Here is a 19,406-nt window from a genome sequence, read left to right on the forward strand (position 1 = left end):
CGGTACGACAGTCCGAGTCGCCGTCTCGGGAGGTGCTGAGCAGAGTTCGACCGTGAAATCGACCATCGGGAGTACTGAGATTCGAACCATTGAAATCACTTAGTCGTAGCCCACTCGACCGTCCTGACGACAGATAGGGCAGGGAGAGTCGCCGGCGCCGCCACGGGAGGGTCGAGGAGCACAGTGTCGATTGGTCGTGTAATTCGTTGAGACTTTTCTATCTTTGCATCACTGACGGTGGTGAAGGTGGCCGCTTTTCAGTTCGGCGTGCGGACTGTCTACCATGACAGACGACGCCGACCCGACGAGACGGAACCGCCTCGACGCAGAGGAGAGTCCGTACCTCCGCCAGCACGCCGACAACCCGGTGAACTGGCAGCCGTGGGACGAACGGGCGCTCGAAGCCGCGAAGGAACGAGACGTGCCCATCTTCCTCTCTATCGGCTACGCGGCCTGTCACTGGTGTCACGTCATGGAGGAGGAGAGCTTCGAGGACGAGGCCATCGCCGAGACGCTGAACGAGAACTTCGTCCCGGTGAAAGTCGACCGGGAGGAACGACCGGACCTCGACTCGGTGTACATGAGCATCTGTCAGCAGGTCACGGGTGGTGGCGGGTGGCCGCTGTCTGCGTGGCTCACCCCCGACGGCAAGCCGTTCTACGTCGGGACGTACTTCCCGCCGGAGGAGAAGCGAGGCCAACCGGGCTTTCACGACCTGCTGAAGCAACTGTCGAACTCGTGGTCCGACCCCGAACAGCGCGGGGAGATGGAGAACCGCGCCCAGCAGTGGACCGACGCCATCGAGAGCGACCTCGAAGCGACGACCGGCGACTCCAGCGACCCCGACGACAACCTCGTCCAGACGGCGGCGACCATCGCCCACCGCGGCGCCGACCGAGACAACGGCGGGTGGGGGTCGGGCGGCCCGAAGTTCCCGCAGACGGGGCGCGTCCACGCCCTACTCCGCGCGCACGCCGACGGTGGACAGGAAGACTACCTGAACGTCGTCGAGGAGACGCTGAACGCGATGGCCGACCGGGGCCTGTACGACCACGTCGGCGGCGGGTTCCACCGCTACTCGACGGACCCGCAGTGGGGCGTCCCCCACTTCGAGAAGATGCTGTACGACAACGCCGAGATTCCGCGGGCCTTCCTCGCCGGCTATCAGGCGCTGGGCAACGAGCGCTACGCCGCCGTCGTCCGGGAGACGTTCGCGTTCGTCCAGCGGGAACTCCAGCACGAAGACGGCGGGTTCTTCAGTACGCTGGATGCGGTGAGCCGACCGCCCGACGACCCCGACGGCGAGACGGAAGAGGGCGCGTTCTACGTCTGGACGCCCGAACAGGTCCACGACGCCGTCGACGACGAGACGGCCGCCGACGTCTTCTGTGAGTACTACGGCGTCACGGAACGCGGCAACTTCGAGGGTGCGACCGTGCTGGCGGTTCGCAAGCCCGTCCCCGTCCTCGCCGAGGAGTACGACCTGAGCGAGGACGAGATTACCGAGAAGCTACGGCAGGCGCTCGACGAGACGTTCGCGGCCCGGGAGGAACGCCCCCGTCCGGCCCGCGACGAGAAGGTGCTGGCCGGGTGGAACGGGCTGATGATTTCGACGCTCGCCGAGGGTGCCGTCGTGTTGGACGACGGCTACGCCGACGTGGCCGCCGACGCGCTGGGATTCGTCCGCGAAAACCTCTGGGACGAAGACGCACAGCGCCTCAGCCGCCGGTTCAAGGACGGCGACGTGGCCATCGACGGCTATCTGGAGGACTACGCGTTCCTCGCTCGCGGCGCGTTCGACCTGTTCGAGGCGACGGGCGACGTCGACTACCTCGACTTCGCGATGGACCTCGCCGAGGCCGTCACCGAGGCGTTCTGGGACGACGCCGAGGAGACGCTCTACTTCACCCCCACCGGCGGCGAGGCGCTGGTCGCCCGGCCGCAGGAACTCACCGACCAGTCCACGCCGTCGAGTACCGGCGTCGCCGTCGAACTCCTGCTGGAACTCACGCACTTCCGGGACGACGACCGGTTCGGCGACGTGGCCGAGAAGGTCCTGCGCACGCACGCCGACCGCGTCTCCTCGAACCCGCTCCAGCACGCGTCGCTGACGCTCGCGACAGATACCTACGAGCAGGGGTCGCTGGAACTGACCCTCGTCTGTGACCCGGCGGACCCGCCCGCCGAGTGGACGGCCACGCTGGCCGAGACGTACGTCCCCCGTCGGCTACTGGCGTGGCGGCCCGACGACGCCGAGACGTTCGACGCGTGGCTCGACACGCTGAGCGTCGACGAGGCGCCGCCAATCTGGGCCGGTCGCGACGCCGCGGACGGCGACCCCACGGTGTACGCCTGTCGGAACTTCGCGTGTTCCCCGCCGAAACACGACCTCTCGGCGGCGCTCTCGTGGGGACAGGACTAGTTACTCGAGTTTCGCTTCGATTTCGTTCGCGAGGTAGACGGCGATGGGGACCGGTTCCTCCTCCACGAACCGGGCTATCTCCTCGCCGTCGCGTTCGACGACGACGGTCGGGATGTACTCGACGCCGTACTCCTCTACCTTCGGCCCGGTCTTCGAGCCGTCGTCCTCCTTCTCGGTCGGGTAGTGGTGAATCTTCGACTTGGGGATTTCGGCGGCCTCCAGCGCCGCACCGAAGTCGGGGAGTTGCGCCCGGCAGTCCTTACACCAGTCGCCACCCCAGACGTGGTACTCCAGTTCGGCAGCGTGGCGGGCGAGGACGTCGACGGTGTCGGAGTAGGCGTCCTTCACCCAGACCGGGTTCGGTTCCATCGTTTCGAGCGTTCCGCTCTCACTCATAGCACCCCGTAACGCGGCGAGTGGCTTGAACCCCCCGACTGTTCAGGACCGTTCGAGCCGTGCACGGAGGCGTTCGCGGAGGAGCGTCCGGTGACAGCGCTTGCGCTCGCCCTCGAAGCAGACGAGCACGACCGTCTCACCGTCCCGAACCCGGTCGGCGAGGTCTGTGATGGCCTGCTGGGCCGCCTCGCTCTCGTCGAGGTGGGTCCGATAGCGGTCGGCGAAGTCCGTCTCGTCCCACGCGGCGTTGTGCGCGCCCTCCTCGCAGAGGCCCTGCATCTGCAGGTCCTCGGCACGCCGTTTCGTCTCGGCGAGGAGGTCCGACGGGGGCCCCAGTTCGGGGCGGTTCTCGTCGACGGCGGCGTGGAACCACCCCGTCGGTTCGCGGACGACGCCGACCAGCGTCTCGTCGCCCGAGAGGTCGGCGAGGCCGTGCTGAATCGCCGCGACGTAGGTATCGCGGACGCCACCGCTCATGGCCGACCGGACGGCCAGACGGCGGAAAAGTCTGCCGGCAACGCGCACCACCCACAGGAATCGGGGGCTCCACTAGGGGTTTTAAGCGGGGCTGGCGTACGCGACGCCAATGCACGAGACACTACACGAGTCTATCGCCGACGCTATCGGGTCCCCGCTGGTGTCGGTTCGGGCCCCCGAGGGCGCGACGGTGGCGGCGAAGGTGGAGTCGTTCAACCCCGGTGGGTCCGCGAAAGACCGACCGGCGAAGTTCATGATAGAAGGCGCCGAGGCGGAGGGCGTCCTCACCCCCGGTGACACCCTCGTGGAACCGACCAGCGGCAACACCGGCATCGGCATGGCGATGGTCGGGGCCGCGAAGGGGTACGACGTCGTCCTCGTGATGCCGTCCTCGAAGTCCCCCGAGCGCCGCGAGATTATGCGGGCCTACGGCGCCGACATCGAACTCGTCGAGGGCGACATCTCCGACGCGAAGGACCGCGCGGACGAACTCACCGACCAGAGCGGCTACGTCCAGTTGCGCCAGTTCGAGAACTCTGCCAACCCCGAGGCCCACTACGAGACGACGGGGCCGGAGATTGTCGAACAGGTCGGGGACCGCACCGTCGACGCCCTCGTGGCCGGCGTCGGCACGGGCGGCACCATCACGGGCACCGGCCGGCGACTCCGCGAGGCGTTCCCCGAACTCGACGTGGTCGCGGTCGAACCAGCGGACAACGCCGTCCTCTCGGGGATGGAACCGGGGACCGGCGAGGACAGTTTCCAGGGGATGGGCCCCGGATTCGTCAGCGACAACCTCGACGTGGACCTGTTGGACGACGTTCGCACCGTCGAACTCGACGACGCCGAGGCGGAGTGTCGTCGCCTCGCCCGCGAGGAGGGCATCCTCGTCGGGCAGTCCTCGGGAGCCTCGAACCTCGCGGCCCGCGAGGTGGCCGAGGAACTCGTCGCGGCGGGCGTCGACGACCCCCTGGTCGTCACCGTCTACTGGGACAGCGGCGAGCGCTACATGTCGACCGGGATGTTCGACTAAGCGAGGCGCCGGGCCGCGTCTTTGAACCGTTCGTACTGCTCGCGTGCCCACTCGTTCATCGCCTCGGTGTCGTTGTTGACGACGCCGACGATGCCGGTGTCGTCGTAGACGACGATGCCGCTGACGGTGGTCTCCGGCTTCTCGGCGGTCCAGACGGCGTAGGGCATCGTCTGTTCGGTGACGAAAACCGAGAGGCCGTCGGCCCCGCTGAGCGTGTCCATGCCGTCGGGATACACGTCGGAGAGCGCCTCTACCACGTCGTCGGTGAGGACCAGTTCTATCTCCGCACCGCCGCCCTCGACGAGCGAGGCGACCACGTCGATGTAGCGCGGGACGACGGCCGGACCGGTTCCGCAGAACCGCTCGGCTCCGCGGACCCGTTCGACGTTGGCTTCCACCGGGCGTTCGGGGGCCGCCGGCGTCGACTCGACGACCTGTGCGTCCTCGAGGATAGCGGGGTCGACGTCGACGTCGGGCGGGAGTGCAGCGAGGACCGACTGCGCCTCGCTCAACGCGTCGAGTCGCCCGAGGAACCGGTCGTAGGCCGACAGCGCCTCACGCCCCGCGTAGGTCGCCACGTACCGACTCTCTCGTCGCTCGACGAGTGACTCGTCGGTCAGTGCGTCGATAGCCCTGTCGACGGTCGAGCGCGACGCGCCGAGTCGTTCCACGAGTTCCGGTTTCGTCGTCGGAGTCGACAGTGCTCGCAGTACGTCTCGACGCTTCGCGACGACGTCGGCGGTGTCCGGAACTGTGACCATCGACGGGAACGTGTCAGGGCTGACGGATGCATCTTCTGGTCACTCGACGCCGACCAGAGCGCGGGTACTGGCGGAATATCGGGGTCCGGTGATTTTCCCGAACCGTCGGTATAAGTATACCTCGGCCCGATGTAACAACCGGGGTACATCGATACGACAGCGTCGGTACCCCGCAGGAGTGTCCACTCGGTCGGCCCACCGTGCCTCTGACAGCCAGTCGAACCGACCACGCCTCTGACATCTGGACACCCGCCGTGCCTTTCCTCACGCGCCGAACTCCGACTCGGTGACCCTGACGACCAGCGTATCGTCCACGTCTCGCAGGTCGTACTCCGGAATCGTCTCGCCGGTACGTGTCAGTAACATCGGTTCGACGAGGCGTGGCGGCCGTTCCGCTGCCGGTTCGGTCGTCGAGTCGTCGTCGGTCTCGGCAGTCGTCTCGCCGTCGTCGTCCGTCTCGCTCTCGACGACGCCGTACACCTTGAGGAACCGACCAGTGTCCTCGGGCGCTATCTGGTCGTCCCGGATAGCCGTCGCGATGTCCCGCGAGAGCCACTCCGTCTCGCTGACGGAGGGTTCCCTGACGAACGCGGCGTCGACGAACCGGACGAGGTACCAGTTCAGGTCGTTCAGGAGGGCGACGGCGGCACCGAGGCTCACGGTCTCCAGTCGGAGCGTGTTCTCGAACGGTTCCCGGAGGTCGTAGGTGGCCAGCGCGTTCCGGGCGGTCTCTCGCGAGAGCAGTTCGTACTGGAGGTTCACGTCCTCGCTCCCGACGAGACAGACCTGCGTCATGGGTCGTCCGTGGCCCGCCCCGGAGATTTAGCTTTCGATAGCCTCGACCGTCCGCGTCCGTGCACACTCCCGCGCACGCTCGAACAGGTCGTCGGGTTCGGCCTCACGGACCGCCGCCAGCGACGCGTTCGTCTCGGGCAGTTCGGGAGCGACCCGGTTACACCCGGTGTCGACCGTCGAGTCCTCGAACGTGCCGACGTCGCGGGCGAGGTTCGTTATCTCGGCCTTGTCCGCCGTCAGGTTCGGTCGGTGGACCGGGAGGTCGGTCGCGACGTCGGTGACGGCGACGTTCGCGCTGGTCTGACTCGACTTCTGGCCGATTGCCTCGCCGGTGACGACGCCGACGGCACCCTCCTCCTCGGCGACCGCTTCGGCCGTCGCGAGCATGAACCGGCGGAGCGCGAGCATCCGCAGGTCGGTCAGAGACGCGGCGAGGTCGGTGACCACGTCGCCAGCGTCCACGACGTGCATCGCCATCGGTCGCCCGGGCGCGTACTCGGCCAGCGTCTCGACGGTCGCTCTCGCCCGCGCCCGGTGGTCCGGCCCGCCGTAGTCCCCGAGGTCGACGTACACCGGAATCACGGGACAGCCTCGGCGCATCGCCTTCCACGCGGCGACCGGCGAGTCGATGCCGCCGCTGACGAGCGCCACGACGGGGCGCTGGGTGCCGAGCGGCATCCCGCCGGGACCGGATTGCTTCGTCAAGAATACGTAGGCCGTGTCCGGGCGGCACTCGACGTACAGTCGGAAGTCGGGGTCGTCGAGGTCCACCTCGGGCGTCTCGCCGAGCGACTCGACGGCGTCCCAGACGGCGGCCCCACCTTCGGATTCGATGTCGGTGCTGGCGAACGGATGGGCGTCGCTCGGGCCGGCGCGTCGGGCGTCGACGGCGAAGGTGCCCCCGTCGTAGCGGGCCTCGGTCGCCGCACGCAGGGCGTCGCAGATGGCGTCTAGCGTCGGGTCGACGGTGACCGCCGCCGACGCGGAGACGACGCCGAAGGTGTCCGTGACGGCGTCGGTGACGTCCGCTGGCCGGTCGGTGTGGACGAACAGGCGGTTGCGGCGACGCTCGACGTCGCCGGCGAGGCCACGGGCGTCGAACATCGCGGCGAGGTTCTCGGCGAGTCGGTCCTCCATCCGCCGGCGGACCTGTTCGCTCTTGACGCCGACCTCGCCGTGGCGGACGACGACGACGTCGGCGTCGGGCGGGTGCATACCCGCCTTTGCCGAATCGCAGATAAAGGGGTGTCGGCTTCGGGGATTCAGTCGTCCGCCATCTGTTCTTCGAGGTGGTCGGCCACCTGCGCCATCTTGACCTTGAACTCGTCGAGGTCGGTCTCTTGAGCGTGGAGCATGGCACTGTACCGCGAGGTGAGACTCGCCAGCGAGGCGGCCTCGGCGAGTTCCTCGTCAGTCGCCCCGTGCATCGCCGCCGCCTTCCGGTGGAAGTGGATGCAGTACGGACACTTGATGTTGGCCGCGACGGCCAGTCCCATCAGTTCCCGGTACTTCGGTGGAATCTCGGACTCGCCGACGGTGTACTTGTGGAAGAAGTGCCACTCGCCGACCATGTCGTCCTCGGGAATCGTGTCCAGCGGTGGTGGGACCATCCCGAACGTCTCCGTAATCTCCTCCTCGACCTCTGTGGGTTGTTGCTGTGTCGCCATGATTGGTGGGTCGCTCGCTGTTCGGTCGTGCAGTACCGCTGTTCGTGGTGTCTCGCGAGTAGCCGTTGGCCGCTCGACGGCATAGTTATACGTTGACATTTGACGGGCCGGCCCGCGTCCCGTCTTCTTACCCGGACATAGGCGACAGCAGACTGGCAGTTTCGTCGTCGACGGCCGCCGCCCGCTGGCGGTCGAAAACCTCGGAGAAACGGCCCGGTATGGTCAGCCGTTCAGAACGTCGAGACGTCGCCCTCGATGACCTGTCGGGTCACGTCGGTGACGCTCGCGAGTTCCGCGTCGACGGCATCGCGTACCTCGGCCTCGATGTCGCTCACGGCCACGCCCTCCTCGGTGACGAGCATGGCGTCGGCGACGTGGGGTTCGTCGATGGGCGAGCCGATTTGCGAGAGCAGTCGAAGCTGGAGCTGTCGGATACCGTCCACCTCTTCGACGACGGACTGGGCGATCTCCGTCGAGAGGAGGTTGTAGATCTTCCCGATGTGGTTGACGGGGTTCTTCCCGGAGGTGGCCTCCATGCTCATCGGCCGGTTCGGCGTGATGAGGCCGTTGGCGCGGTTGCCGCGGCCGACGGAGCCGTCGTCGCCCTGTTCGGCGCTCGTGCCCGTGGTGGTGAGGTAGATTGACTCCTCGTCGTAGTCGTCGGCGGTGTTGACGTGGACGGTCACGTCGCGGTCAGTGTACTCCGTCGCCAGCGTCGTGACGTACTCGCGGACGTCCTCGACGGCCTGCTCGTAGGCCAGCAGGTCCTCAACGTGTTCGTCGACCATCGCGACGGCGACGGTGACGTCGATGTGGTCACCCTCGCGCTTGCCCATCACCTTCACGTCCTGTCCGACGACGGGGTTCTCGGCGGCGTACTCGCCGGTGAGTTTCCGCTCGGTGTTGTAGACGATCTGCTCCGTCTCGGAGAGCGGCGCGTGGCCGACCCCGTAGCTCGTGTCGTTGGCCATCGGGACGGTCCCCTCCTCGCCGAAGACGCTCTGGAGGTCGCCCGACCCCTCGCCGAGTTCCACGTCGACGATGATGTCGCCGCCGACGTCGAGGTACGGGAAGTTCTCCTCAAGGTATGCGCGGGCGGCCTTCAGGGCGATGCTCTCCGCGGGAATCCGCTGCCCCTCGTACTCCTTGGTCGCGCGGCCGACGATGAGGAGGTAGATAGGTTCGAGGACTTCGCCGCCGCCGTAGGCGGGTGCCGCAGTACCGGCGACGAGTTGCGTCTCGTCGGTGTTGTAGTGGAGGACTTTGCCCACGCGGTCGAGGTACGTCTGAGCGAGCGCACGAGAGACGCTCTCGGCGACGCCGTCGCAGATGGAGTCCGGGTGGCCGATACCCTTGCGCTCGACGATTTCGACGTTCTGGTCCTCGACTGCCAACCCGCTCTCGGGCTGGACGTGGATGTTCCGGTCGGTCATTGCCCGGACCTTTGCTGTGCCCGCTTCTATAACTTACGGGAACCGCTCGCCGGAGAAAGATTACCTTCACGCATCTTCGAGGAGCAGGCCGAGGTACGACGTCCGGGTCTGGTCCTCGGGATTCAGTCCGAGTTCCCGCAGGATCGCGTACGCACCCTCGCGGGCCTCCTCGACGCCGCTCTCGTCGGTCTCGGTCTCTACCTCGACGAACTCGCCGACGTCCTCGACGTCGTCCAGCGTGACGGTGTAGCCGTCGTAGCGGTAGAACCGCCGGTCCTTGCGCACCGTCGCCGCCGGGTCGAACCCGAGGTTCGCGAAGATGGCGTCGGCCGTCTCGCCGTCGTCGACGCCCGTCTCGACTTCCTCGCGCGTCTTCGACTCTGCCTCGACGAGTGGTCCCTTGTAGGTGATGCGGGCCGTCGTCGCTCCGTCGCGCGTCTCGCGGCGGACCCGGAGCGCCTCGTCCGTCTCCGCGAAGTCGCGGTGCGGTGCGTCGTAGTAGGTGTCGACCTGGAGGACGTCCCCGGTCTGTTCGGCCCCCAGTTCGTCGAGTCGGTCGGCGACGACCGCGAGGTCGGCGGCCACCTTGACTTCGACTTCGTACATGGCTGTGTCCTCTGTCGGGGCCGGCAAAAGCGATTGCATCCCGCCTCGGCGTCCTGCGGGTATCGATTGTCGTCGCTGCGACCGTCGCGGAGTAACGACCGCCTACCACGGACCGCGAGTTTTAGTGTCCCTGCCTCCGGGGTAGGTGTATGGACGGTCGCTACGAACCTGTCGAGTCCCCCGACGAGACGACCGTCTTCCCGTATCACGACCTGACGCCGCCGACGACGGCCGACGTGGCCCGGGCGCGCAAGGTCGTCCGCCAGCACCTCCCGACGACGCCGCTCGTCCGGAGCGAGACGCTGTCGGCCGACCTCGACGCGGAGGTCTACCTCAAGCGGGAAGACACGCTCCCGACCGGCGCGTTCAAAGTACGGGGTGGCGTGAACCTCGTCTCGTCGCTCTCCGCGGAGTTCCGCGAGGCGGGGCTCATCACCGCGAGTTCGGGGAACCACGGCCAGTCTATCGCGTGGGCCGGGCGGGAGTTCGACGTGCCCGTCACCATCGGCGTACCGGCGGAGGCCAACGACGGGAAGGTGGCCGCGATGGAACGTCTCGGTGCCGAGGTCATCAGACACGGCCCGGACTACGACGCGGCCCGCGAACACATCGAGCGACTGGCCGTGGAACGCGGCGCCCGGTACGTCCACTCGGGCAACGAACCGAAACTGGTCGCCGGCGTGGGGACCGCGGGGCTGGAAGTCGTCAACGAACTACCCGACGTGGACCGCGTGTTCTGCCCGGTCGGCGGCGGCACCTCCGCCGCAGGCTACTGTCTCACCGTCGGCGAACTGACCGACGCCGACGTCGTGGGCGTCCAGTCCGAGGCCGCCCCGGCCATGCACCGCGCGTGGACCGACGGGTCGCTCGAACCCCACGACCGGATGGAGACGACGGCGGAGGGCGTCGCGACGCGGGTCCCCTTCGCGCTCACGATGGGCGTCCTCGGAGACGGACTGGCCGACTTCCGCCTCGTCAGCGAGGACGCCATCCGTGACGGCGTGGCCCGACTGTTCGCGGACGAGCGCATCGTCATGGAGGGCGCGTGTGCGACGGCCGTGGCCGCCGCCGTCGAAGCCGGAGACGAAATCGCCGGCGAGACGGTCGTCGTCCCCGTCTCCGGCCGGAACATCGACCTCGCGAAACTCGACCGGATGCTCGCGGAGAGCGAGTACTCCGCGTGAGCGCCGACGGGAAACGTTGTTCTTAAGAGTGCCACGACTGACGAACACGGTATGAGCAACGACTCCGAGGCCGAGGACGTAGAAGAAGAAGTCGAAGCAGAGACGGCCGACGAAGAGACCGAGAGCGGCCTGCAGGAGGGCGACGTCGTCAAACTCGCCTACACCGCCCGCACCGTCGAGGAGGGCCAGCTCGTCGACACCACAGACGAAGAAATCGCCGCTGACGAGGGTATCGACACCGAACAGCAGGAGTTCGGGCCCCGCGTCATCGTGCTCGGCGAGAACCACATCTTCCCCGACGTCGAGGAGGACATCTACGGGAAGGACGTCGGCGACGAGGGGAGCGTCACCATCGCCGCGGCCGACGCGTTCGGCGAGTACGACGAGAGCGAAGTCCGCACCGTCTCGAAGGACAAGATTCCGGAAGACGACCGCTACCCCGGCGCGCACGTCGACGTCGACGGCGAGCACGGCCACGTCGAGACCATCATCGGCGGCCGCGCCCGCGTGGACTTCAACCACCCGCTGGCCGGCGAGGACGTCGAGTACGACTACGAAATCGTCGCGGAGGTCACCGACCGCGAGGAGAAGGCACAGGGCATCATCGAGATGATGCTCGACATGAAGCTCGACCTCTGGTTCGAGACTGACACCGTCGAGGAAGAGCAGGTCGTCGAGTCCGACGACGAGGACGAGGAGGGTGAACCCGAGTACGAGACCGTCGAGGTCGAGAAGGACACGCTCTACATCGAGGCGACGCCGCAGCTGACCATGAACCAGCAGTGGATGATGGGCAAACAGCAGATAGCTCAGCAGCTCACCCAGCTTCTGGACGTCGACCGCATCATCGTCCAGGAAGAGCTCGGCGGCGGCATGGGTATGGGCATGGGCGGCATGATGGGCGGCATGGGCGGCGCCGGTGGCGCCGACATCGAGGAGGCCCTCGAAGACGCCGACGTCGACGCCGAGGAGATCGTCGACGAGATCGAAGGCGCAGAAGAGTAACTCGACCGCAGAACGTCTCCGTTTTCGACGCCGATAGCGTCGGCTAGCGAGGAATCGCCCTGTCGGTCATCCGACCACCACACTTCGGACAGCTGAGGCCTCGACTCGGGGCCGTCGTCCGGAAGGAACAGTTTTCGCACTGGAACTGCCGTTGCTCTTTGGCGAGCGGGTCTCGTCCACTCATGTAGATTCAATAACACCTATGTCGTGTTAAGTGTTACCAATGCACTGCCGGCGTCGGCGAGAGCGGCGCTACGAGTGAGACTGTCGACCGGAGCGTCGGCGGCCAGAGGGTCCGACCGTCGTCAGGCGATGTCGCGGGAGGTGTCGATGCTGACCTCCTCGACGAGGTCGAGTTTGATGACGTCGTTGGGCGCTCGGCCGCCCCGGAACTTCGGGATGGCGAGGCGGTTCTCCACCTCGTCGGTGTTCGTGGTCGTCTTGAGTTGGAACACCACGTCGGCGAAGTGCTCGGTCGTATCACGGAGCGGTGGGACGTCCCGGCCGTCCAGACAGTGCAGAATGGCCAGACTCCCGGTGTTGACGATGTGGTTCTGCAGGTCGTTCATGAACGCGCGGAAGCGGGAGTGTGGCTCCTGAGCCTCGAGGACGTCGAGCGGGTCGACGATGAGGTTCGACGTCTCGGGGAGCGCCGAGACGAGTTTACCCGCGTTGTCCAGTGGCGCTTCGCCCGAGATGTGTCGGACCGTCGGGTCGCCGGTGTTGGCCGGCGTCTGTTCGATGCTCGCGACGACGGACTGTGCGGTCCGGTCGAGGGAGAGCCACAGCGTCCCGCGCGTGGCGGTGAGTTCGTAGAGGAACAGCTCCGCCTGGCTGGCCGGCTGGGCAGTGAGGGCGACGATGCTCCCGGCTGGAATCCCCCCGTCGAGCTTCCGGTCGAGAACGTCGATGCCCGTTCGAAGCCGGTTCACCATGCCATTTCGAGACAAGCATACCCACCCGATTAAATATTCCGCTTGGACAGGATTTTCGCACACTTCAGGTACCGAGACGCCGATTCCTCGGTTTCGAGTGGAGGTTCCGGGAGTTCCGGGACGTGTACGACGCGCTGACAGTCGAACAGGGGGCTCGGGTCGGTGGTCCCGTCGCTTCGCGGGAGCACCACCACCGCCGGCGGGGCGTCGAGGTGCCGCGCCATCGCCGCCGTCTTCGCCGCGTCCCGGAGGCTCTGGCTGGTCGGCGTCGAGACGAGGACCGTCCGGTCGGCGGCGCGGAGAGGGGCCGCGGCGTCGGGGCCGGCACCGGCCGCGCAATCGAGCACGACGGGACGGTCACACCGCCGGAGGCGGGCGAACGCCGACGCGGCCGTCGACGGGGACGCGTCGCGGCACGGCAGTACGTCGACGCCAGCGACCCGCGGTGACCGCTGTGCAACGGCCGCAGGTCGGTCGCCGTCGGCGACGGCGGCGAGGGCGGCTCCCGGGTCCGTCCCCGTCCGATGGTGGACGTCGGGCATGTCGAGGTCGGCGTCGACGAGGAGCGGTCGTTCGCCGAGCGCCGCGAGTGCTCTGGCTACGCCCAGCGCCGTCGTCGTCTTCCCACACCCACCTTTTCCGCCGGCGATAGCGAGCATAGCGGGTGTGGGCACGGCACCGGATTTGAACGTTCGCCCGGCCGTGTCGGGAGATTCAAGAGCGTCGGGGGCGCGGTACCGTGTAAGATGCGGCACGACCACATCATCAGCGCGAAACAACTGTCGCGGGCCGACATCGAGGCGGTGCTCGACCACGCGGCCGCCATCGCCGAGGAACCGGGGGCGTACTCGGACCGGCACGCGGACACGCTGCTCGGGATGCTCTTCTTCGAACCGAGCACCCGGACCAAGATGAGTTTCACGACGGCGATGAAACGGCTGGGTGGCGACATCGTCGACATGGGTTCGGTGGAGTCGTCGAGCGTCAAGAAAGGCGAGTCGCTGGCCGACACGGTGCGCGTCGTCGAGGGGTACGCCGACGCACTGGTGTTGCGCCACCCGATGGAGGGGTCGGCGAAGATGGCCAGCGAGTTCGTCGACGTCCCACTCGTGAACGCCGGCGACGGCGCGGGTCAGCACCCGACACAGACCCTGCTCGACCTCTACACCATCCGGGAGAGCGCCGGGTTCGACGACCTGACTATCGGCATCATGGGGGACCTGAAGTACGGTCGCACCGTCCACTCGCTGGCCCACGCGCTGACGAACGTCGACGCCCGCCAGCACTTCGTCAGCCCCGAGTCGCTGCAGTTGCCGCGGTCGGTCCGCTACGACCTGCATCAGGAGGGGGCCGAGGTCAGGGAACACACCGACCTCGACGAGATTCTGCCGGAACTCGACGTGCTCTACGTCACGCGCATCCAGCGCGAGCGGTTCCCCGACGAGGGCGAGTACCGCGAAGTCGCCGGCCAGTACCAGATAGACAGCGAGACGCTGGCGGCCGCGAAAGACGACCTGACCGTGATGCACCCACTCCCGCGAGTGGACGAAATCGCCCACGACGTCGACGACACCGACCACGCGAAGTACTTCCAGCAGGCCCACAACGGGGTGCCGGTGCGGATGGCGTTGCTGGACCTGATGCTCGGAGGTGAGCCAGAATGAGCGACGACGACCAACAACTCCGCGTCTCGAAGATTCGCAACGGCACCGTCATCGACCACATCACCGGCGGACAGGCCCTGAACGTCCTCGCCATCCTCGGCATCGACGGCACCAGCGGCGAGTCCGTCTCCGTCGCGATGAACATGCCCTCGGACCGCCTCGGCAAGAAAGACATCGTGAAAGTCGAGGGCCGCGAACTCTCTCAGAACGAGGTCGACGTGCTCTCGCTCATCGCTCCCGCCGCGTCCATCAACATCGTCCGGGAGTACGACGTCGTTGAGAAACACCGCGTCGAGCGCCCGTCGATGGTCGAAGGCGTGCTCGAGTGTCCGAACCACAACTGCATCACGACCGAAGACGAACCCGTCGAGTCGCGCTTCGCCGTGGTCGACGACGGCGTGCGCTGTGAGTACTGCGACACCATCATCCGCGACAACCTGCCCGCGCACATCCTCGCGGACTGACGCCTCGTATTCTCCGCTGGGACGGCGTCTGTCAGGGGACGACCGTCTCCAGCACCCAGTCGTCCGGCGTCGCCCGCCGGACCTCGAACGGGTCGAACGCCTCCCGCGGGGCCTCCGCCAGACGACCGAGGAAGGCCCCGACCGGCGTCGGGTCGCGGTCGCTCACGAGAACGAACTCCTCGCCGCCGTCGCGGTCGGTGAACGCCTCCCGGACCCGGTCTTTGCGGTCCTCCGGGGGCAAACCGCGGATGTCGACGGCGTGGTCCGGGACCTCGACCTCACCGGCCGTCTCGACGGCGTCGACGACGGCGTCGCCGAGGTCCGCCATCGCCTCAGGGACGTCGCAGGGGGCGGGCGTGCCCTGCAACTCGTGGGTGAACGGGAGTTCCGCCAGCACGGGGGCGTCGAGGTCACCGAGCGCGTCGTCCTCGAACAGGTCGTTGGGTTCGCCACAGCAGTCACAGACGTACTCGGCCATGTTGACCACCGTTCCGAGGACCGGGACGTCGTTGTCGCGGAACAGTTCGACGGTCCGACTCGTGTCGCTGACGCTGGCGTGGAACGGCGTCGTCACGACGACGACACCGTCGACGGGGACCTCCTGCAGGGTCGTCAGGACGACGTCGCCGGTGCCCGGTGGGAGGTCCACGACGAGGACGTCGTCGTTTCGCCACGCGGTGTTCGTAAAGAGGTCGTCCAGTGCGTCGTGGGCCATCGCGCCACGCCACGCGAGCGGTGCACCGTCCTCCATCAGGCCGACGCTCATCACGTCCATCCCGTCGGTCCGAATCGGGAGCGGGTCGCCCTCGTCGCTGGAGTGGACGGGTCCCGAGACGTCCAGCAGTCCGGGGACGTTCGGGCCGTGGATGTCGGCGTCGAACAGGGCCACGTCGTTCGCTGCGGCCAGCGCACACGCGAGGTACGTCGCCGTCGTCGACTTCCCGACGCCGCCTTTCGCACTGGCGACGGCGATGACGTGGTCGAACGACTCGACGCTCGCCCGGTCCTCGCTGGAGGGCGTCGCGCTCTCGACGTGGACGCTCTCGACGCCGTCTACGTCGTCGACGGCCCGCAACATCGCTTCGATAACCTGATTGCTGGTGTCGCCGTCCAGCGAGGTCAGGTCGGCCTCGACGGTCACCTCACTGCCGTCGACGGCGATGTCCTCGACGAATCCGGCTTCGAAGACGGAGAGGTCGGCCTGCGGGTCGCGAACACTGCGTAACTGTGCTTCGACGCGGTCGGTCAGGGTCGTACTGGCGTTCTCGGTCATTGTCGTGGGGTGGGAGTCATAGGTCGGGCATCCTGTTTAGTCGGTCCTCGCCGGGCAGGAGGCGGGCGTCGGCCTCCAGCGCCCCCCCGAACTGCCGACGGAAGCGACCGGGGTCGGCTTCCAGCGAGCGCTCGGCGGTCTGTCGAACCACCGTCGCCGGGTCGTCGGTCATCTCTCGGAGTCGGTCGCGGGCGGCGTCGCTGTCCACGCCGCCCAGCATGTGGGTGGCCCACTCGCGGAGGCGCTCGCTCTCGTCGTGGGTCAGGTCTAGTAGCGTGTCGGCCATCGCCTCCCCGCGGAGTTTGAACAGCGAGATAGCTGCGTTCCGGCGGACCGCGTGGTGGTCGTCGGCGGCAAGCGTCGCGGCGACGTCGTCCTCGTGGGCCTCGCGAGCGAGGTTGTCGAGCGCGACCACCGCCTCGGCGCGGACCCACGGGTCGGGGTCGTCCAGTAGTTCGACGGCGACGGCCGCGGCCCGTTCGTCGCCGTGGGCGGTCAGCGCCTCGACGGCGAACTGGCGGACGTCGCTGTCCTCGTCCGTGGTCGCCGCCCTCGCGAGGCCCGCGACCACCGCGTCCTCGGTCGGGACGTCCTGTAACGCGAGGGCGGCCCGACGCCGGTCGACGTGGCTCCCGTCGGAGAGGTCCGCGAGCAGGTCGGCGGCGTCCGAACCCTCGACCGGTTCCGTGTCGGCGGCCGCCAGTTCTTCGGGCGTGGCCTCCCCGATGGTCACGTCCTCGCGACTCACTTCGATGTCTTCCAGCGCGTCGACGTCGGTGTGCATCCCCGGACTGCGTTCGGGGTCGAGTTGCGGGTCCGGGTCCTCTCGGAGGTGTTTCTCGAACTCCTCGTCGCCACACCCGCCGTCGCCACAGCCACAGTCGTCGCTCATCGCGCCACCTCCAGCGAGACGAGCGCCGCGACGCCGAGGGCGAAGGGGACCGCCCGGTCCAGCGTCACCGGGACGCCGGCGAACGCGAGCAGTGCGACGGCGGCCAGTAGCGCCCAGCGTCGCTCCCGACCCGCGGCGCTGGCCGTCGTGACCGCGCCACCGGCCGCGAGAGCGACGACGGGCAAGGAGGTGCCGACGGCCCCGGTGCCGACCAGCGTCACCGCGCCGGCGACGAACGGCATCGAGAGACCGACGACGACGACGGCGCCGAACGCGAGACACCCGCGGACGAGCGCGGAACTATCGGTTGCCGCGACGACCGGCGTGACGCCGATGCCAGCCAGCGCCAGCGTCGACGCGAGCGGTCGGAGCGACGCGACGCCCCCGACCCCGCTCGCGAGGCCGACGCCGAGGGCGAGGACGAGCAACCCGGCGACAGCGCCGGTCCCCGCGTCCAACATGTCGCGGTGGGCGACGGTCACGACGGCGGTGCCGGCCACCACGGCAACGGCGGCGGGCGTGGCGGCCGCCGCAGAGAGGAGCGAGAGGATGCCGAAGACGCCGACGAACAGGAGGCCGACGCCGGCGACCGGGTCCCGTTCTGTGAAACCAACAACGACGGCCGCCAGCGCCGCCAGCGCCGTCGCGACGGGCGTGAGTAACCCCACGGGGGCGGCCGCGGGCGCAGTCGGGACGTTGACGGTCAGCGCCGCGAGGAACCGCCCGGCGAGGGCGGCCGCCGCGAGTGCAGTCACCGCGACGGCGGCCCGCCGGTGGTCGACACCGGCTATCCGGGGGAGGACCGTCCGGAGCGTCGGGCGAGTGCTCATCGTTGGCCCTCCAGTCGCTCCGCGATGTCGTTCCTGTCCGCGCGGACGAACCCCTCCAGCAGTTCGCCGAGCGCGCCGTAGACGTCGGTCCCGGGTTCCTCCGCGAGGCGGTCGGCGACGCCGGCGGCGGCGTGGCCGAGGTGCCGGTCGTGGAAGTCCAGTCGGGCCGTCGCGGCGTCGTCGCCGACGGCCGCCTCCCGCCGACAGAGGTAGCCCGCGAACTCCAGTTCGTAGGCCAACGCGTCGTGGTTGTCGCGCTCGTCCTGGTCGATTTCGAGGCCGTAGTGACGGTACGCCCGCGCCAAATCGAGGTTCACGTCGTTCCACGACTGGTCGGGCCGGTACTTCGACTCGTACAGCGGGACCGGCGGCCCCTCGGCGTCTAGCGACCCGTCGGTCCGGTCGGTGTACTCGCTGTAGCCCAGTTCGAAGACGTCGTTGTACCGGGCCGCGAGCGTCTCGTAGTCGTCGTCGGTGCCGAGTTCGGGCACGGTCACGTCGAGCGTCGTCTGGTCGATACACGCTCGCACGTCCGCGTCCAGCGACCCCTCCGCTGCCGCGGCGTGGAACTCTTCGTCCGGGTAGCGGAACGCCGCTGCCAGCACCCGGTACACCGTCCCGCGAGCGGCCGCGTCCGGGTCGACGTCGTCGACCCCGTCGCTCGTCGCGGCCATCAGTTCATCCCTCCTCTGGAGCGGTGGACGCCGAACGCCGTCACGGCGACGACGCCGACGATGGCGATGCCGGCGATGGTCCACAGCACCGTCTCGTAGGGCGGCCCCTCTGGACCGGGCCCGAACGGGAAGTAGTGCCACTCGCTGACGGACTTCCGGCCAGCCCGCTCGCTGTTCGATCCGTTCCAGACGGCGAAGGCCACGTCTAGGTCCCCGTCGTCGGCGATGGTCGTCCGGTTCGCGCCGGGGGCGTCCACGTCGCGGGTGTAGACGACGGTCCACGTCGCGTTCTCGCCGCTCCCGCGGTGGACGGCGCTCGCGTTCACCGACGGACTCTGGAGCTCGGTCGTCGAGCCAGCACCGCCGGCCAGCAGTTCCTCGGTGCCGGTCGCGCCGCTCCAGTACCAGACGTTGACGCGGTTGGTCGGACCGCCCATCGCTATCGGCGGCCGTGAACTGGTGTTGACCGGGAACTGGACGGCGACGGAGTCGGCGAACGCCCGCGTCTCGTTGGTCGCCACGTCCCGGGTGGCGTCGTGCCACTGGAGGCGGAGGTACAGTCGGCCGTCGCCGCGGGCCGCCTGCACGTGGACGCGCTCGATGCTCGTCTGGTCGGCGTTGGGCACGCTACTCGGTGCGCTGGCGAGGGGCACCGTCGCCGCGGGGACGTCCTCCCATCCGTCGGTGGTCGGGCCGGAGAGGTCGCCGCTCGCCGGGGCGACCGGTATCTCGTGTGCTGGTCGCGCGCTGGCAAGCGGGGCCGCCACCGCCGAGAGCGTGACGAGGACGGCGACGGCGGCCGCCGCGAACAGGGTTCGTCGTCGGGTGGTGGTGTCAGGCATCGTCGAACACCTCCAGAGCGAAGCTCTGCCGAGCTCGACGATGCGTCACGCCG

At 68.2% G+C, this 19,406-nt stretch carries 22 protein-coding genes; 6 read left to right on the forward strand and 16 right to left on the reverse strand.

What is annotated here, in order from left to right; genetic code table 11:
- Positions 1–283: 283 nt before the first annotated feature.
- Complete coding sequence (locus EGH21_RS00145; protein ID WP_220616452.1) at positions 284–2,422, forward strand: thioredoxin domain-containing protein; 2,139 nt, start codon at positions 284–286, stop codon at positions 2,420–2,422.
- Here the strand turns inward: EGH21_RS00145 and EGH21_RS00150 are convergent, their stop codons facing one another.
- Positions 2,423–2,818 carry a thioredoxin family protein gene (locus EGH21_RS00150; RefSeq protein ID WP_220616453.1) on the reverse strand — a complete coding sequence of 132 codons (396 nt, stop codon included), beginning with the start codon at positions 2,816–2,818 and terminating at the stop codon, positions 2,423–2,425.
- 42 nt (positions 2,819–2,860) lie between these two features.
- Positions 2,861–3,295: a DUF488 family protein, N3 subclade gene (locus EGH21_RS00155; RefSeq protein WP_220616454.1), complete on the reverse strand. Its 435-nt coding sequence runs from the start codon at positions 3,293–3,295 to the stop codon at positions 2,861–2,863.
- A 109-nt stretch (positions 3,296–3,404) separates the two neighbouring features.
- On the opposite strand from EGH21_RS00155, the gene EGH21_RS00160 reads away from it, so the two are divergent.
- Complete coding sequence (locus tag EGH21_RS00160) at positions 3,405–4,328, forward strand: PLP-dependent cysteine synthase family protein (RefSeq protein WP_220616455.1); 924 nt, start codon at positions 3,405–3,407, stop codon at positions 4,326–4,328.
- Here the strand turns inward: EGH21_RS00160 and EGH21_RS00165 are convergent.
- From EGH21_RS00165 to cyaB, 6 genes are all read right to left on the reverse strand, one after another.
- Positions 4,325–5,089 carry a helix-turn-helix transcriptional regulator gene (locus EGH21_RS00165; protein WP_220616456.1) on the reverse strand — a complete coding sequence of 255 codons (765 nt, stop codon included), beginning with the start codon at positions 5,087–5,089 and terminating at the stop codon, positions 4,325–4,327. The genes EGH21_RS00160 and EGH21_RS00165 overlap by 4 nt on opposite strands.
- Positions 5,090–5,353: 264 nt before the next feature.
- A complete protein-coding gene (locus EGH21_RS00170; protein WP_220616457.1) occupies positions 5,354–5,884 on the reverse strand; it encodes a DUF5804 family protein in 531 nt (176 codons plus the stop codon).
- Between the two features lie 27 nt (positions 5,885–5,911).
- Complete coding sequence (locus tag EGH21_RS00175; protein WP_220616458.1) at positions 5,912–7,099, reverse strand: tRNA sulfurtransferase; 1,188 nt, start codon at positions 7,097–7,099, stop codon at positions 5,912–5,914.
- Positions 7,100–7,146: 47 nt separating this feature from the next.
- Positions 7,147–7,551, reverse strand: coding sequence for a carboxymuconolactone decarboxylase family protein (locus EGH21_RS00180; RefSeq protein ID WP_220616459.1), 405 nt, complete (start codon positions 7,549–7,551; stop codon positions 7,147–7,149).
- A gap of 230 nt (positions 7,552–7,781) precedes the next feature.
- Entirely contained in the window at positions 7,782–8,984 is a 1,203-nt protein-coding gene (locus EGH21_RS00185; protein WP_220616460.1) for a methionine adenosyltransferase, read from the reverse strand.
- A 66-nt stretch (positions 8,985–9,050) separates the two neighbouring features.
- Complete coding sequence (gene cyaB, locus EGH21_RS00190; RefSeq protein WP_220616461.1) at positions 9,051–9,590, reverse strand: class IV adenylate cyclase; 540 nt, start codon at positions 9,588–9,590, stop codon at positions 9,051–9,053.
- A 149-nt stretch (positions 9,591–9,739) separates the two neighbouring features.
- Between cyaB and EGH21_RS00195 the strand changes: the two genes are divergently transcribed.
- Together EGH21_RS00195 and EGH21_RS00200 are read left to right on the forward strand one after the other, a co-directional pair.
- Complete coding sequence (locus EGH21_RS00195) at positions 9,740–10,774, forward strand: threonine ammonia-lyase (protein ID WP_220616462.1); 1,035 nt, start codon at positions 9,740–9,742, stop codon at positions 10,772–10,774.
- Between the two features lie 51 nt (positions 10,775–10,825).
- Positions 10,826–11,779, forward strand: coding sequence for an FKBP-type peptidyl-prolyl cis-trans isomerase (locus tag EGH21_RS00200; RefSeq protein WP_220616463.1), 954 nt, complete (start codon positions 10,826–10,828; stop codon positions 11,777–11,779).
- Positions 11,780–11,822: 43 nt separating this feature from the next.
- Here EGH21_RS00200 and EGH21_RS24670 read toward each other — a convergent pair whose 3' ends face one another.
- From EGH21_RS24670 to EGH21_RS00210, 3 genes are all read right to left on the reverse strand, one after another.
- Complete coding sequence (locus tag EGH21_RS24670; protein ID WP_425433290.1) at positions 11,823–11,963, reverse strand: DUF7129 domain-containing putative zinc-binding protein; 141 nt, start codon at positions 11,961–11,963, stop codon at positions 11,823–11,825.
- 121 nt (positions 11,964–12,084) lie between these two features.
- Complete coding sequence (locus EGH21_RS00205; protein ID WP_166969463.1) at positions 12,085–12,714, reverse strand: RAD55 family ATPase; 630 nt, start codon at positions 12,712–12,714, stop codon at positions 12,085–12,087.
- A gap of 29 nt (positions 12,715–12,743) precedes the next feature.
- The gene (locus EGH21_RS00210; protein WP_220616464.1) at positions 12,744–13,373 is read right to left on the reverse strand and encodes a MinD/ParA family ATP-binding protein; all 630 of its coding nucleotides are present in this window, start codon (positions 13,371–13,373) and stop codon (positions 12,744–12,746) included.
- Between the two features lie 87 nt (positions 13,374–13,460).
- On the opposite strand from EGH21_RS00210, the gene pyrB reads away from it, so the two are divergent.
- Complete coding sequence (gene pyrB, locus EGH21_RS00215) at positions 13,461–14,378, forward strand: aspartate carbamoyltransferase (RefSeq protein ID WP_220616465.1); 918 nt, start codon at positions 13,461–13,463, stop codon at positions 14,376–14,378.
- Positions 14,375–14,842, forward strand: coding sequence for an aspartate carbamoyltransferase regulatory subunit (gene pyrI / locus EGH21_RS00220; RefSeq protein ID WP_220616466.1), 468 nt, complete (start codon positions 14,375–14,377; stop codon positions 14,840–14,842). Before pyrB ends, pyrI begins: the two co-directional genes overlap by 4 nt.
- Positions 14,843–14,873: 31 nt before the next feature.
- Here pyrI and EGH21_RS00225 read toward each other — a convergent pair whose 3' ends face one another.
- From EGH21_RS00225 to EGH21_RS00245, 5 genes are read right to left on the reverse strand one after another with little or no spacing between them, the layout of a single operon-like run.
- Positions 14,874–16,115, reverse strand: coding sequence for a P-loop NTPase (locus EGH21_RS00225; RefSeq protein ID WP_220616467.1), 1,242 nt, complete (start codon positions 16,113–16,115; stop codon positions 14,874–14,876).
- Positions 16,116–16,131: 16 nt separating this feature from the next.
- Entirely contained in the window at positions 16,132–17,007 is an 876-nt protein-coding gene (locus EGH21_RS00230; protein WP_220616468.1) for a HEAT repeat domain-containing protein, read from the reverse strand.
- On the reverse strand, positions 17,004–17,837 hold the full coding sequence (locus EGH21_RS00235) for a DUF8068 family protein (RefSeq protein ID WP_236035353.1): 834 nt from the start codon (positions 17,835–17,837) through the stop codon (positions 17,004–17,006). Before EGH21_RS00235 ends, EGH21_RS00230 begins: the two co-directional genes overlap by 4 nt.
- Positions 17,834–18,511: a molecular chaperone TorD family protein gene (locus EGH21_RS00240; RefSeq protein WP_220616469.1), complete on the reverse strand. Its 678-nt coding sequence runs from the start codon at positions 18,509–18,511 to the stop codon at positions 17,834–17,836. Before EGH21_RS00240 ends, EGH21_RS00235 begins: the two co-directional genes overlap by 4 nt.
- Entirely contained in the window at positions 18,511–19,353 is an 843-nt protein-coding gene (locus tag EGH21_RS00245) for an ethylbenzene dehydrogenase-related protein (RefSeq protein ID WP_220616470.1), read from the reverse strand. The genes EGH21_RS00240 and EGH21_RS00245 overlap by 1 nt, the downstream gene beginning before the upstream one ends.
- Positions 19,354–19,406 lie beyond the last annotated feature (53 nt).

Source organism: Haloarcula rubra (genome assembly GCF_019599465.1).
Lineage (GTDB): Archaea > Halobacteriota > Halobacteria > Halobacteriales > Haloarculaceae > Haloarcula > Haloarcula rubra.

What these genes read in the sequence shown, in the direction of transcription:
- EGH21_RS00145 (WP_220616452.1), top strand. Translation starts at nt 284, where the DNA reads ATGACAGACGACGCCGACCCGACGAGACGGAACCGCCTCGACGCAGAG.
- EGH21_RS00150 (WP_220616453.1), bottom strand. Translation starts at nt 2,818, where the DNA reads ATGAGTGAGAGCGGAACGCTCGAAACGATGGAACCGAACCCGGTCTGG.
- EGH21_RS00155 (WP_220616454.1), bottom strand. Translation starts at nt 3,295, where the DNA reads ATGAGCGGTGGCGTCCGCGATACCTACGTCGCGGCGATTCAGCACGGC.
- EGH21_RS00160 (WP_220616455.1), top strand. Translation starts at nt 3,405, where the DNA reads ATGCACGAGACACTACACGAGTCTATCGCCGACGCTATCGGGTCCCCG.
- EGH21_RS00165 (WP_220616456.1), bottom strand. Translation starts at nt 5,089, where the DNA reads ATGGTCACAGTTCCGGACACCGCCGACGTCGTCGCGAAGCGTCGAGAC.
- EGH21_RS00170 (WP_220616457.1), bottom strand. Translation starts at nt 5,884, where the DNA reads ATGACGCAGGTCTGTCTCGTCGGGAGCGAGGACGTGAACCTCCAGTAC.
- EGH21_RS00175 (WP_220616458.1), bottom strand. Translation starts at nt 7,099, where the DNA reads ATGCACCCGCCCGACGCCGACGTCGTCGTCGTCCGCCACGGCGAGGTC.
- EGH21_RS00180 (WP_220616459.1), bottom strand. Translation starts at nt 7,551, where the DNA reads ATGGCGACACAGCAACAACCCACAGAGGTCGAGGAGGAGATTACGGAG.
- EGH21_RS00185 (WP_220616460.1), bottom strand. Translation starts at nt 8,984, where the DNA reads ATGACCGACCGGAACATCCACGTCCAGCCCGAGAGCGGGTTGGCAGTC.
- cyaB (WP_220616461.1), bottom strand. Translation starts at nt 9,590, where the DNA reads ATGTACGAAGTCGAAGTCAAGGTGGCCGCCGACCTCGCGGTCGTCGCC.
- EGH21_RS00195 (WP_220616462.1), top strand. Translation starts at nt 9,740, where the DNA reads ATGGACGGTCGCTACGAACCTGTCGAGTCCCCCGACGAGACGACCGTC.
- EGH21_RS00200 (WP_220616463.1), top strand. Translation starts at nt 10,826, where the DNA reads ATGAGCAACGACTCCGAGGCCGAGGACGTAGAAGAAGAAGTCGAAGCA.
- EGH21_RS24670 (WP_425433290.1), bottom strand. Translation starts at nt 11,963, where the DNA reads ATGAGTGGACGAGACCCGCTCGCCAAAGAGCAACGGCAGTTCCAGTGC.
- EGH21_RS00205 (WP_166969463.1), bottom strand. Translation starts at nt 12,714, where the DNA reads ATGGTGAACCGGCTTCGAACGGGCATCGACGTTCTCGACCGGAAGCTC.
- EGH21_RS00210 (WP_220616464.1), bottom strand. Translation starts at nt 13,373, where the DNA reads ATGCTCGCTATCGCCGGCGGAAAAGGTGGGTGTGGGAAGACGACGACG.
- pyrB (WP_220616465.1), top strand. Translation starts at nt 13,461, where the DNA reads ATGCGGCACGACCACATCATCAGCGCGAAACAACTGTCGCGGGCCGAC.
- pyrI (WP_220616466.1), top strand. Translation starts at nt 14,375, where the DNA reads ATGAGCGACGACGACCAACAACTCCGCGTCTCGAAGATTCGCAACGGC.
- EGH21_RS00225 (WP_220616467.1), bottom strand. Translation starts at nt 16,115, where the DNA reads ATGACCGAGAACGCCAGTACGACCCTGACCGACCGCGTCGAAGCACAG.
- EGH21_RS00230 (WP_220616468.1), bottom strand. Translation starts at nt 17,007, where the DNA reads ATGAGCGACGACTGTGGCTGTGGCGACGGCGGGTGTGGCGACGAGGAG.
- EGH21_RS00235 (WP_236035353.1), bottom strand. Translation starts at nt 17,837, where the DNA reads ATGAGCACTCGCCCGACGCTCCGGACGGTCCTCCCCCGGATAGCCGGT.
- EGH21_RS00240 (WP_220616469.1), bottom strand. Translation starts at nt 18,511, where the DNA reads ATGGCCGCGACGAGCGACGGGGTCGACGACGTCGACCCGGACGCGGCC.
- EGH21_RS00245 (WP_220616470.1), bottom strand. Translation starts at nt 19,353, where the DNA reads ATGCCTGACACCACCACCCGACGACGAACCCTGTTCGCGGCGGCCGCC.